The organism is Candidatus Lokiarchaeota archaeon (assembly GCA_014730275.1).
Classification (GTDB): domain Archaea; phylum Asgardarchaeota; class Thorarchaeia; order Thorarchaeales; family Thorarchaeaceae; genus WJIL01.
Genome location: WJIL01000084.1, coordinates 39,369 through 52,274, shown reverse-complemented (window position 1 = coordinate 52,274; position 12,906 = coordinate 39,369). Strand labels below are relative to the sequence as shown.

General features: G+C 45.5%; 11 protein-coding genes and 1 tRNA gene. 6 read left to right on the top strand and 6 right to left on the bottom strand.

Translation table 11 applies throughout. The annotated features are described in order from the left end of the window. Nucleotides 1–385 precede the first annotated feature (385 nt). Nucleotides 386–460, top strand: a tRNA-Ala gene (locus GF309_09650). Nucleotides 461–612: 152 nt separating this feature from the next. Then, a complete protein-coding gene (locus tag GF309_09645; GenBank protein ID MBD3159039.1) occupies nt 613–1,272 on the top strand; it encodes a hypothetical protein in 660 nt (219 codons plus the stop codon). On the opposite strand, the gene GF309_09640 is transcribed toward GF309_09645, so the two are convergent. Beyond that, complete coding sequence (locus GF309_09640; protein ID MBD3159038.1) at nt 1,223–1,849, bottom strand: ZPR1 zinc finger domain-containing protein; 627 nt, start codon at nt 1,847–1,849, stop codon at nt 1,223–1,225. The two genes, GF309_09645 and GF309_09640, sit on opposite strands and share 50 nt — an antisense overlap. Nucleotides 1,850–2,073: 224 nt before the next feature. Between GF309_09640 and GF309_09635 the strand changes: the two genes are divergently transcribed. Both GF309_09635 and GF309_09630 read left to right on the top strand, forming a co-directional pair. Then, nucleotides 2,074–3,273, top strand: coding sequence for a hypothetical protein (locus GF309_09635; GenBank protein MBD3159037.1), 1,200 nt, complete (start codon nt 2,074–2,076; stop codon nt 3,271–3,273). 37 nt (nt 3,274–3,310) lie between these two features. Further along, nucleotides 3,311–4,108 (top strand): hypothetical protein, encoded by a 798-nt coding sequence (locus GF309_09630; GenBank protein MBD3159036.1) that lies wholly within the window; start codon nt 3,311–3,313, stop codon nt 4,106–4,108. A 5-nt stretch (nt 4,109–4,113) separates the two neighbouring features. Here the strand turns inward: GF309_09630 and GF309_09625 are convergent, their stop codons facing one another. From GF309_09625 to GF309_09615, 3 genes are read right to left on the bottom strand one after another with little or no spacing between them, the layout of a single operon-like run. Further along, entirely contained in the window at nt 4,114–6,030 is a 1,917-nt protein-coding gene (locus GF309_09625; protein ID MBD3159035.1) for an ATP-binding cassette domain-containing protein, read from the bottom strand. Beyond that, nucleotides 6,030–7,877 (bottom strand): ATP-binding cassette domain-containing protein, encoded by a 1,848-nt coding sequence (locus GF309_09620; GenBank protein MBD3159034.1) that lies wholly within the window; start codon nt 7,875–7,877, stop codon nt 6,030–6,032. Before GF309_09620 ends, GF309_09625 begins: the two co-directional genes overlap by 1 nt. Further along, nucleotides 7,874–8,404 (bottom strand): hypothetical protein, encoded by a 531-nt coding sequence (locus tag GF309_09615; GenBank protein ID MBD3159033.1) that lies wholly within the window; start codon nt 8,402–8,404, stop codon nt 7,874–7,876. The genes GF309_09620 and GF309_09615 overlap by 4 nt, the downstream gene beginning before the upstream one ends. 144 nt (nt 8,405–8,548) lie before the next feature. Here GF309_09615 and GF309_09610 point away from each other — a divergent pair, with 144 nt between their 5' ends. Then, entirely contained in the window at nt 8,549–10,390 is a 1,842-nt protein-coding gene (locus GF309_09610; protein ID MBD3159032.1) for a DUF2070 family protein, read from the top strand. 52 nt (nt 10,391–10,442) lie between these two features. Next, nucleotides 10,443–11,009 (top strand): UbiX family flavin prenyltransferase, encoded by a 567-nt coding sequence (locus GF309_09605; GenBank protein MBD3159031.1) that lies wholly within the window; start codon nt 10,443–10,445, stop codon nt 11,007–11,009. A gap of 92 nt (nt 11,010–11,101) precedes the next feature. Here GF309_09605 and GF309_09600 read toward each other — a convergent pair whose 3' ends face one another. Both GF309_09600 and GF309_09595 read right to left on the bottom strand, forming a co-directional pair. After that, entirely contained in the window at nt 11,102–11,551 is a 450-nt protein-coding gene (locus GF309_09600) for a hypothetical protein (GenBank protein MBD3159030.1), read from the bottom strand. A gap of 71 nt (nt 11,552–11,622) precedes the next feature. Continuing rightward, a complete protein-coding gene (locus tag GF309_09595) occupies nt 11,623–12,888 on the bottom strand; it encodes a hypothetical protein (GenBank protein ID MBD3159029.1) in 1,266 nt (421 codons plus the stop codon). Between the last annotated feature and the right edge of the window lie 18 nt (nt 12,889–12,906).

Genomic DNA, 12,906 nt, shown 5'->3' with positions numbered 1-12,906 from the left:
CAGGTTCCCTCTTCCCTGGAACTGGTGGGGTTTTGGTTCCCATATCGTTTCGTAATCGTTTGAACAGTTCCCTTGGTTGGTTCTTTCGGCATAGGTAGGACGTACCCTCCTGTGGTCTAGCTACTAGGAACTGTCTGTCATCAGCATTTCGGTTTTCATGGCCGGGATGCACAAAGACTTTGAAAGTCCATCTGAGCAATTTATTGGTTGATTAGCTGAAGATTCCAAATTTCTTCTACGCTCGAAATTGTCGAATTGCCCAGGATTATGCTTTATATGCTATTCTTGGTACAAACCCGCTAGACTAATACTTTTAAGCCAATGCTGATGGAAAAGACTCTGTACGACAGAAGACGTATCTTAAGGCGTCGCTCAACCCAATAGTGGGCCGGTAGATCAGCGGTAGATCGTCTGGTTTGCATCCAGAAGGACACGAGTTCGATTCTCGTCCGGTCCACCAATGTTGTTGGCTGTGCGACACTTGTTTCGCTCAATTTCAATCCTATAGCTATTCGGCAATTCTAAACTGATTCTCTTCTGTCGCCCATGTGAGTACGAAAAACACACCCTCCTGAACCCTGATACAAAAGCGAAGCCCAAACACGATAAGCTTTGGAGTATATTCATTCGCAGGGAAATCTGTCTATTCAGGAACAAAAATCACACTTGATTTCAAAAAAGAAAGTGCATGGCCGCGGGAATATTACTAAGATTGGGGCACTTCCTACTAGCGTACGTGGTTATCTGTTCACAGCGGTCTATGGGGGCCGGTGGCGCTACAGCCACTGTTACCTGGCCGAATCGATGACACGGTATCACATCAGGCACTGGGTGCCGATTCCTAACCGCTTCAACGAACAGCTGCTAACAAAGGACTTAGAGCGCTTGGAGTGGGACTACGTCAGGAACGGGGTCATGGGCGACCCTTCTCTTGACTGGCTGCTTGCTGTGAGGGTTGCAGAGTTCTGCGACACGTTCGACAAGGAGACCGTCATCCTGACACGGTTCCTGGTGGAAGCCGACAATCCTGTCCATTGCCGTTTTGCCCGAATCGGTGCCATCATGCACGGGTCTGTTAGCGCTTTAGATCCACCTCAGCACCGGGAACGTATTCTTCGCAATCTCTGGAACTACGAGCAGGCCGGTGGGCGTGCCGTTCCGAGAGTCATCACGGCGTGGTTTTCAGAAGACCGGTCTGACCTCTGGGAAGTCCAAGATGAGCTCATGTCGCTGAACCGTGCGTTTCAACAACCTTTGCGTATTCGTCCCTGATGTTGTCCAGCCAGAAGGGCGCACCCCGAAGCTCAGAAGCTTCTTCCTCAGAAAGCTCAGTGCGATTGACTTTGCTCATGTCATCAGGAAGAATGGCGCTTACACCTGCTGGGTCCTCAATAACCAACGTGAAGGCGAGATTTCCTTCCATAGCTTCTTTCAATTTTTCCATAATTTCTTTCCCGCGCTCTTGTTGCTCTTCGGTATCAGCACTTCGCATTGCGATACCTGTAACGTCATGCATCCTCTGAACTACCCCCTCTACGTTTGAGATGAAGGCTTCTGCGGCTGGTCCTGGTTCAACATCTATACCAAAATCAGGCAATCTCATGGTTCCCGAACCGGACCGAATGACACGTGTTTTCAGCAAATCAACATCGTCAACCAACAGTTCCCAGCGCACCGGAGGGCGTTGTTCCACAGAGAAAATGTCCTTTTGGGTGAATTTACATTCAGAGCATTTCATCACAAAAATGATCAATTCGTTAAAATATGGGATAGGATACACCATTGACTTAACTGTCATGCTTTCTTTCTTGCACGCAGGACACTCAGTTACAATTTCATCAGAGGACATAAGCCCAAAGCCTAGATTTCCACTTATAGCACTATTTGAATGAACACACGCTCAGAATAAGAACAAATATCGTTTAAAAACGATAAAAACGAGAATCCTATGAGGAAAGAGAGTTAGATTCAACCACCGCCACATAAACGCACTAAAGAATTGGTTTGGTTTCTTGACCCTTCGCTCTCCAGAATCCAGAGAATGCTGAACACTACAGATAAGGGAGTTGGAACATGAACGTCAACTCGTTATACATCATAAAACGAGAAACAGGCATATGCATGTACCACAAGGACTTCAAGGAGCCAATTTTCGATCCTGACCTCATTTCATCATTTCTCTCTGCAATGACCTCCTTTTTGGACGAGGCCACAGGAAATGTCAGATCAAGAGCTAGAGCCTTCGAAGGAACAGACCATCGAATAGTAATCGAGTTTGGAGATTGGGTGTTGGGGGCTCTTTCAGTCGACAGGGAAAGTGCTCAGTTGAGAGAAAAACTCAGAAGAGTAGTGCAGAAGTTCGAAGAGCAATTCAACATCCTGCGTTGGGTAGACATGGACCTAGCCGTATACAGCAGATTCGAGAAAGTAGTTCTGGAGGAATTCATACGCGACAGGATTCAAGAAGATAGCATACTACAGGTTAAACGCAACTGGGAGCTTTATACAGGAAAAGCGGAAGTCAGGTCTTTCCTCAATCTCATTCCTAAACGATGCTCAGTCCGAGACGCAGCAGATTTTCTTGAAGTCCCCATGAGCTTAGCCATCGATCTCGCTTCGAAAGCCTACTGGGACAAGGCAATAGAAGTCACACATCCCGTGACGCCTGATGATATCTACCAGACAACATTCCTTCACCAACAATCCCACCAAATCGAGGGTGTATCAGAGGAAACTATGAAAGCACTAGGTGAACTAGATGGTGAGACCTCATTAGCTATAGCAGCTGAGAGAGTAAAAACCAAAGATATGAAACGTTTTCTTGAAGAGATTGCCATGCTTGCCGAAAAGCACGCAGTGGAACCAGTACCAGAAGTTCAGAGTATTCTTGTTCTCTATAAGAATGTGCTCGAGACGGTTCTTTTGAGCTGCGCAAAACTCATCGGTCACAAGGCAGCTGCAGCTCTTTTCAGAAAATCGCAAAGACACCTCATCCAAACCTATCCTTGGTTGCGACTCGTCTATCTTGAAAACCAAGCTGATGTCGAAATCAAAAATCAACTGAATGCAGCTGTTGTGAAACGAGAAGTATCAGCAGATACAATCAGTGAAGGCTTTGGGAATTTGCTGCATTGCATAGCAAAGCGTACGAGTGTCTATACTGGCGAGTCAATTGCAAACCGAATAGTTGAGAAAACAAAAACCGAAACACAGAAACGGTTTCCGCGATTAGTAAATAACATATCATGGAATCAGCTTGTTGTAACAAGCTAGCAAAAGAAATTCAAATAGCACAAGGAGAGGAGGTAGTTTGGAAAATGGTGAAATCAACAAACCATCAGAACAAATGTATTTTGCCTTAGTCCCACTTTTGTATGGAATCGCGGCCTCAGGTGCATCAATCTTCCTGTTCTGGACGAATTCCATCCAGATTCTTTCAACCATTGGAAGGATTCTACTCGTTGCAACACCGCTTGTCATAGGAGCGATAAGTATCACAGAGTTCGTGAGAGGAGGCATAGCTTTCGGAGATCGATACAGCATCATGAACACCTCATGCGCTTTTGCCCTCTGCATACTTGGGATATCCGAAGCAGTGTTTCTGGTAGTACAAGATAGCGCACCCACCGAAATTGGGAAAGCTGTATACTATACAGTAGCAGCTGTCGGTATTTTGCCTTGGGTAGGAAGCGTAATTAGCTATCTTCGGCAGTCGAACGAAGTATTAGGATTCCTTTCAAACCCTACTCTCAAGTACATACTGATATTATGTTCCATTCTATGTCCCATACCGGGTATTTTGCTCTTATTTGGGATGGGGGTAAACACGGGTCTTACATCCATAGTCGCAGCTTATCCGCTGTTTGCTATGAGCGCTCTTCTTATTCTTACACTCGGATATATTTCCTGGATTTTCCGAAGAGGACAATTCATTAGGCCCTTGCTTCTCATATTCGTAGGTACATGTTTCGCTGCCGTCCATTTCGGAATGCAGTCGGGTTCTAGTACACTCACGGTCTTGCTGGTAAATCCAGTTACAGGAATACTGGGATATTCTCTCCTTGGATCCGCACTTCTGCTAGCTTTTGCAATGATAGACAATCTCTAGGGTTTCTACTTCCCATCTCTACCGGCGCCAGGATTAGCTCCCCCTGATTCTGCAACCGCAGCTCTTACCTTCTCTGAGCAACTCGAGACCTCTTCAGCAGCTGTGCTTGCGATACTCTCCGATAATTCTTCGATGCCCTGATGAGCATAATATGTATCATACAATCTCTTGAAGACACCTCCAAGTTCGAGTAACTCCTCGTGCGTCCCCCGCTCGACGATTTCACCATCTTCGAAGACAAGAATCCTGGAAGCATTCGCAATAGTTGTTAGACGATGTGCGATAACCACCGTGGTTCTGCCAGAGAACAGCTTAGCCTGTGCATCCTGCACTAGAGACTCGCTATACGCGTCCAAACGGCTAGTGGCTTCGTCAAGAATGAGAATCTTTGGATCAGCCAGCATGGTTCTTGCAATAGTTATCATCTGCTTCTGACCCGAACTAACGTTCTTGCCACCCTGAATCATTTCTGTATGGTAGCCATCCGGTAGTGAAACAATGAATTCGTCCGCTCCAATAAGCTTGCACAACTCGAAAATTTCTTCTTCAGTTGCTGAAGGCTTTCCATATCTTATGTTCTCTATTACTGAGCCATCAAAGAGGTAAGGCTCCTGAGGAATGAGCGATATCTCATCATGGAGGGAATCTAGGCTTATGTCTTGGAGATCCTGGTCGCCAATGAGAATCTTGCCAGAATCAGGATCGTAGAAGCGGTTAATCAACGCAGCAACGGTAGTCTTACCTGCACCCGTATGTCCTACAACCGCTACAGTCTCACCTGGTTTAACCTGAAAGCTTACATCCTTCAGTACAAGTTCGTCATCAACATAAGAGAAATCCACATTTCGGAATTCTATTCCGTCATTCTGCTCGTATAGTGGCTCGGATTCAGGTGAATCAGTGATAGAAGGTTCCCTTTCCGTCACGTCCGAAATTCGATCCATAGCAGCCAAAGACGATTGAACTTGTGTTGCGTACATTGCCAAGGCAAGCAGTGGCCACATGAAACGGTTTGTCATGGTGATTCCAACAAATAACTCGCCAACAGTAAGAGCAGAAGCTGTTCCTGTAGCGAAACTGCCACCGACAAAAAGAACGGCTGCTATGGCGAATTGTCCAATGGAACGCATAAGGGGTTGCATGGCACTCATAAGCATCATAAATTTGAAACCGTAGTTGTAGGCTTCTTGATTCAACTCTGACATTTTCTCTGATAGCTCATCCTCTCTGTTGAAGGCCTTTGCAACATGTACTCCCGCTAGATTCTCAGCAATCTGGCCCGATACTCGACCATATGCTCTGCGTGCATCAAGCATGATTCGCTTGCCCACGGTTCCAAAAAGGGCAGCAATAAACAGAACGCCAGGAACAACTACAAGAGTTGTAAGCGCCAAGGTCTGAGAAATTGACCATACAATCAAGAAGGATGCAATCATCATGAGAATGTTACTCGCAAAATCGATGATAACCTGCACACCTGTGGACAACTGATCAACATCCGAAGTTACACGCGAAGTAACGTCACCGCTTTGCTGAGAGGTGTGATAAGACAAATCAGCATTAACTAAACGGTCATAGACATCGGATTGTACATTCTGTGTCAAGCCAGCTTGAGCACCCGCAAGAAACCAAAGCTTCCCGCCGTTGAGTACCCATGCAATTACTTTGAGAACTACATACAAACCAATCAGTATGATTAGTGGTTCCCAGCCACCTGCTGCAGAGAAAACAGCATCCAACCCCTGAGACAGTACTGGGATGTCGAAAACACCCACAATAGTTCCGAGGAGTGAGAATGTTGCCCCTAAAGCTAGTTCACGCTTGAAGTTTCCAAGGTAGCCAAATAGGCGTCTAAGAAGCAAACGAGCAGGACGACTCCGCTCTTGTTTTTCCAAGCTGTGTCCCCGCCGTCTCATACCCATCAGGCAACACCTCCTTGCTTAGCTGCCGCAGTCAGAAATTGCTCAGCACCTGGAAGTCGTTCGAATATCTTTCGGTAATGCTCGGATGTTCTCAGCAATTCATCGTGGCAGCCGGCTGCTACTAGCTCACCTTTGTCTACAATAATAACCATATCAGATTCCAGAAGAGTCCGTAGACGCTGAGTCACAGTAATACTGGTGCGCCCTTTCATAACCTCATCCAGAGCCTGTCGGAGTTGGAATTCCGTCTGTGCATCGATAGCACTAGCAGAATCATCTAGAAGCAAAATCTGTGGGTCTTGAATGATGGCCCTTGCAATAGCAAGTCTTTGGCGCTGCCCTCCACTGAGCGTCATCCCTTTTTCTCCAACCATTGAATCATAACCTTTTGGTAGTTTCTCAATGAATTCGTGTGCCTGAGCTCGTTTGGCTGCTTGAATGATTTCCTCGTCGGTAGCTTCTGGTCGTCCAAAAGCAATATTCTCTTTCACGGTCATTCTGAAGAGGAAGATATCTTGTTCAACTAGTCCTACGTGGTCTCTAACATCAGCAGTCCGAATATTGCTCAAGTCAACTCCGCCGATCCGCACAGTTCCTTGAGTTGGATCGTAGAGCCGAAGAATGAGTTTGAGGATCGTGCTCTTTCCACCGCCCGGTCCGCCAATGATTGCCACTCTCGACTCTCGGGGAATTTGGATACTCAACTTCTTCAGCGCCATCGCACTCCCGTTGGAGTTGTTAGCATTATAGGAAAATGAGACATCATCGAAAACGATATCCCCATTCCAGTCGATATCCTCAGAAGACTCCTCGGACTCAATCATAGGATCTTCCCAATTAATCAAATTTACAATCCGACCTGCGTTGACATAACCCCCTCGAAGAGCAAGTAACATTCGAGGTAACATGAAGTTGAATCCTTGTAAGCTGACAAGTAGTCCGATAACTTGAGTAAGATTGCCAATCGAAAGGATACCGGAAAGTACCGCAAATCCACCATAGATGAATGCAAGAGTGGTCATGCCGGTTAGGATAAGAGACGGAATGTAGAACGCTGCAAGACGACCTTCGCGAGCTACCAAGTGCTCGTATTCAGTTGTTTCTTCCTCGAATTTCTCTGCTTCCCAGTCCTCCTTCCCGAATGAACGAACTACTTCTATGCCCCTGAATACCTCCTGTGACGAAGACGTAAGGTCTTCCATCTTCTCTGCGCGCTTGCGGCGCACCGGCTCAACATTATTAGCGTACCGGTAGGCAAATGCCAAGTAAAGTGGAAAACCCACAATCATAATAAGCGTAAGACCATGTGCGGGGAATCCAAACAGGGAGAAGAGTGTGAAGCTTCGATCAACGCGGAACACCAAGAAGGTGGTGACCAAGAATGAAGAAATCCCAAACACGATGTTTCTAAGGGCGGGATTAAGCGACATGCGGACCCAGTTGATGTCCTGCATCGCAACAGAAAGAAGTCTTTTGCTATCGATTTCATCATGAAACGTCATGCTGTTCTCCTGAAGCATATCAAAGAAATCTTGTCTTGCATCTCGTTCCCACGCCAATGTAACTCTAGCCCATGAGTAGCCGACAACAAAGTAGAGTACCATGTAGGCTAGACCCAAACCAACGATAATCCAGCAGTAGTTCACAAATGTAGCTGTGAAACCATTTACTGTAAGCTCATCAATCGCTTGACCGACAATCGTCATCGGTAAGGTGACTAAAACCGAAGAAATTACCGTCAGAATTGTTGCGCCAGCAATTACTCCAGGGTGTTTTCGGAGTCCAGAGAACATATAGTCGGTCGCATCGTCGAATTGTCGTTGTTGGGGTTCAATTTGCGTAGTCACTCATAACCCTCTTGGTTGATTTCTTTGGTGAGTCGGTCGAATTTCTCCTGAATTGATTCTATCCTGGTAGCATAGTCCTCAAAATCGCCTTCTGATAGCGAGTCGATGTTCTGTAACAAACCATCAATGATATGGTCCATTCTACGAAGCAGAAAAGTCAGTCGATTCTCAGGTTTCATCAAAGAAAGAGACAATTTGAAACCAGTCCGAATATTCTCCGACATAATCTTGTGTCGTTCAACAAGTTTCTCGACAAACTCCTGTCCTTTTTCAGTGATAGCGTATGGCTTTCTTCTGCCTCGCTTATCCATTTTCTCTATGAGACCATGTTCTTCAAGGCTGGAAAGTGCAGGATATATCGAACCCGGGCTTGGCTTCCACTCATGATCACTCTTTTCTTCGAGTATGCGGCCAATTGCGGCCCCGGTTAGATTCTCTGATTTGAGCAAATGCAGAATGAGATGCTTCAGGAGTCCTCGTGGTATAGATTGAGGATCCGGAATTTCATGACATGACATCTCTTTCATAACAGCTCAAGTCCTTGAAATATCGCATCCGATATTACTTTATAAAGAATAGTATATCGCATCCGATATAACTGAAGGTTGTTGAGGAACTTTCATAAGAAACACCATGACCGCTAGGGAAAAGGAATCAAAAGGTGAACCAGATTGAGCGAGAAAGCAAAAGTAAAGGAAACAACTAGACTGTACTCGCGAATCTGGCAATTACCAACTCACAGAGGTATACTCGCAAGAATTGGAATGTTGGTTATTGTTGCTGCGGTAACGATGGTTGGAGGAGACCTCATTTCAGGAATGACAAGTCAGCCTCTTGAGCTACTCATAGGGTACTTAGCGGTGTTTGGAATCCCCGCATATCTCGGCACGCTCTTGCTCTATGCACTTATACGAAAAGAAGCATCGCCTTTGGATTTAAGGCGAACAACAGGAGTTATTCAGTTTGGAGTTCTAATCTGGTTCTCCTTCGGGATTATTGGCAGGATTATAGGTCTATTTTTTGGAATTGAAGCTGTCAGCCGTTTCTGGCTCCTAGGTGCCAACATGGGTTATTTGATGTTCATTTTCCTAGTTGATGGCCTTAGCGAATATGGAACTATAAGAAACTCAGTCGCAGCCTTCATGCCGGTCCTCTTGTGGATAATCACACTTCTAACGGGCAGTGTATTTTTGGCAGACTTGATGGTTTTTCCAGCAAATTGGCCAATCATGTTGTTCGGCGGAGGAGCAATTATCGCAATAGCAGTCGCATACATCTACGATTCCATCAGCAAACCATTTGAACGCGACCTAGGAATCGATGGACCGGCTCTTCTCAGGGGATTCGGATACGATTACCTAGCCGATGATTCGGGACCGCTTGAAAGTATGCTCACAAAAATATCAGAACTGCAGAACATACCACTTGATGTCCTAATCTTCCAAGAAGATGATGAGTTGATAGGTATCGGTGTGGTTCTTTATGTTCACCCAGGCCCATTTCGCAATCTTGGAAGCAGTGCACTTCCATCTTACATCAGCAATCACGTTAGGGAACGATATGGCATACCCTGTTTTGTCATGCACGGGAGCTGTACTCATCATCAAAATTTGACAACAAAAGAAGACTTTGAAAAGGTAATTCAAGAGCTCGATAGGCTCATTGATACCAAACATCAGTCGTATGATCTTAGGGGTCCATCTTGGAAAGAATGGGGGAAATTCAAAACGTGGACACTCATGGCCGGGCCAAAGGCACTTGCTATTGTGACAAGCGCACCACAATTCACAGATGATATCAGCCTAAAAGTGGGGATGAAAGCTAATCAAGCAGCCATAGAAGCAAATGAAGGCGTAGAGCGCGTTGCTGTTGTAGATGCGCACAATTGCATAAATGACAATGCAGTATCTGTAATGTCCGAAGATCCGGAAGCGGAGAAATTTGTTAAGGCCGTGAAGGAAGCAGTTTCTGAGGAATCAAATCGAGATTCTAAAGCCTTTGAAGTTGGTTTCTATCAAACAAGTCCAGACGGAATAACAAAGAAAGACGGTTTGGGACCAGGAGGTATTTCTGTGATACTTCTGAAAACCGAGGAAGAAGAAACAGCCTTCATATCCCTTGACGGCAATAATATGATTCCAAGAATGCGTCAAGATATGATAGATGCTCTGAAAGATATCGACATTGACAAGGCTGAGCCAATAACTACAGACACACATGTTGTAAATGCGATTTCACTTTCTAGTGGTGGATATCCCCCAATAGGGCAGTATAAGCGTCAGAGAATTATAGAAGAAACCACCAAAGCGGTCAAGGAGGCACGCAAAAGAATACGTCCAAGCAAAGCATCTCTAGAATCTGGGAGGATCGATAACCTGAGAACATTTGGCGAGAAAGGTTTTGATACGCTAACACAAGATATAGTGGAAGCCACAGAAATTGCGAAAAGAACAGGTATCGCAGCCGCTGCAGGTTCATTCCTCGTTACTCTCCTCCTGACGTTTCTGCTTTGACCAAGAACATATCAGTAAAATCGGAATATACTAACAGGTGGCTTGTTCAGAAATGAAGAGAATACTCCTCTGCATAACCGGTGCAAGTGGAGCAATCTATGGCGTTAGGTTGCTTCGAAAATTGAAGAAAATGGGGCATGAAGTTCATCTTATTCTCAGTTCATGGGGGACTGAAACACTCGAACATGAAATGGGAATGAAGCGAAGTGAACTTGAGAAGGAAGCTGACAAGTCATATGATGAAACAGATATGGCTGCAGGGCCAGCAAGTGGAAGTTTTCCGCTAGATGCAATGGCGGTTGTTCCATGCTCAATGAAAACACTTGCAGGAATCGCCAATGGATATGCAGAGAATCTTATCTTGCGAGCGGCTGATTGTAGCTTGAAAGAGGAAAGACCACTAGTTCTTGTTCCTCGTGAAGCACCATACAATCTTGTACATGTTGAGAACATGAGGAAGGTTCTACGAGCCGGATCGTCTGTGCTCCCGGCAAGTCCTGCCTTTTGGCACAAACCAGAGAGTATTGAAAGCCTTGTCGATTCAATAGTGGACCGGGTTTTAGTCCATATTGGAATTGAAGTAGATTCGGACATCGAATGGGACGGTATGCCAAACTAGAAAGCAAAAAAAAGAAAGAAGGTTGTAGGAAGAAAGGAAATCTTCCCAAACCTCAGTTATGGAATAATGAACAACTTCTGTTTTCGGTATATTTACTCCGTACCGCTCTCAGTTGTTGTTTCTTCTTCTCCAGCTGCCTCTTCCTTGGTATCTTGGAACTTCTTCAGAGTCTCACCAAGTATTTCTTCTCCTTGCTGAATAGCTAAGGGAACGACGAAGAACAAGATTAGAACGCTTCCAGCAATAGAAATCAAAGGTGCCAGCAACCCGAGGATTGGAATCCAGCCGATGAGACTAGCTACTATCTTGATGACTACGCCTGCAATTACTCCAGGCCACGCAGTAGCAGTTGGCCTCTTGAGAGCAGTAATAGCGGTAGTGAAACAAGTGGCTGCAAAGCCGATTGTAGTCAAGACGGTATCCAGTACAGGAATGAACATATATGCCCCAATAACCCAAATTGCTGCGCTTATGAGGATATAGATGAAATTTGGATCTGATTGCAGACTGTCCATGAAATCTGCGTTTTCATTATTTGCCATTCAATTTACACCAAGCTTGATTTTTTGGCTTCTCTTTTATTAATTGCCCGGTTGTAATTGGATTGGCCAATCTACCTCTTTGCAATATTCTCAAGTAATTCGTCAGCCGCTTTTCTGACACGAGAACGATAACCTCTAGTTGTGTATACACGTATTGATTTTGATAGCCTGCGGAAGCTCCGGGCTATCATGCTCATATCGGTCACAGCCCAGAATTCGTAGCCTCGTGAACCTCTCTCATATAACGCCAAGTTATCAAGATCTATCCGTGACGGGTGATGGCAAACCGAAATGCGATGAGGATAATCCAAATACACATTTCGGGGAGTAATATCTGCATCTTCCGCTATCTCGGTCTCTATTGCAAGGCGACCATCTGGAGTATCGATTTTTTTGAGAAAATCAGTATCAGCAACTGCATGCTCGCTTGCGAGTTTGATAAGATATCGTCTGGCATAGTCATGAAACAAATCGCTAGCCCTCGTATAGGCCTCTGAAGGATCATCTGGTGGATGCAAGAGAATATGGCGAATAGACAAATCATCTAATCTCAGAAAGCTGGCCAAGTCATCACGGGGAGATTCAAAAAGTTCGTTCCCTGCTATGTTCAAGATTCGCAGGAGCATGAGTTCAGCTGCTCGAACCGTTTTGTGATAGTAGACAGCATCAAACATATTCGCTCCTGCAGACAGATAAGATTCCAGAGTATACAGCGCGCCTCGTTCAATGGCGAGCGTATCCTTGGCTATTCGAGTTGCCGAAAACAAACGCTGGAGTTCGATCTGAGCATATTCGACCCCAGCGAAATACGAATCTCGCTCCAATCGGTCTATTAGCTCAGGATTAATCGGACATCTTTCAAGATCAAGCTGAAGACCTTTAATCGGAACTCCTTTACTAAGCCACTCTACTGCCTCTTTGGCTGTGTAGCCATGGTCTTCTAAGATATCACCAAGCTTGGTCTCTTTGACAATCAGCTCTGCCAGTCTGACGCGATTAGTACCGCGTCTGGAGAGATACTCATCCATCACATTTGACCAAGGGCCACACGACAAACTATGAAGTAAGGAAGCTATCCGGGCCTTCTGTATGTCTTCTTGGCTCGCCCCAAGGTAATCGAAGAAGAGTCCAGTTACATGGAGCGTCCCCAGCGTACCGCCCATTGAAGATGTGGCTGCACCAGGGTAAACAAGATTAGTACTCGCAGGTCGCCTGATATTCCTGAGTCGCTGGGTCATCCTCAAATCTAGGATTGCTTCCTCAACCTCAGAAAGACCGATGTAGCCATGTATTGGATCTTTTATTTCCAACACCTTGGGAAAGTTGTTCAAAGGCAATCTTAGCTCACCTTGAGT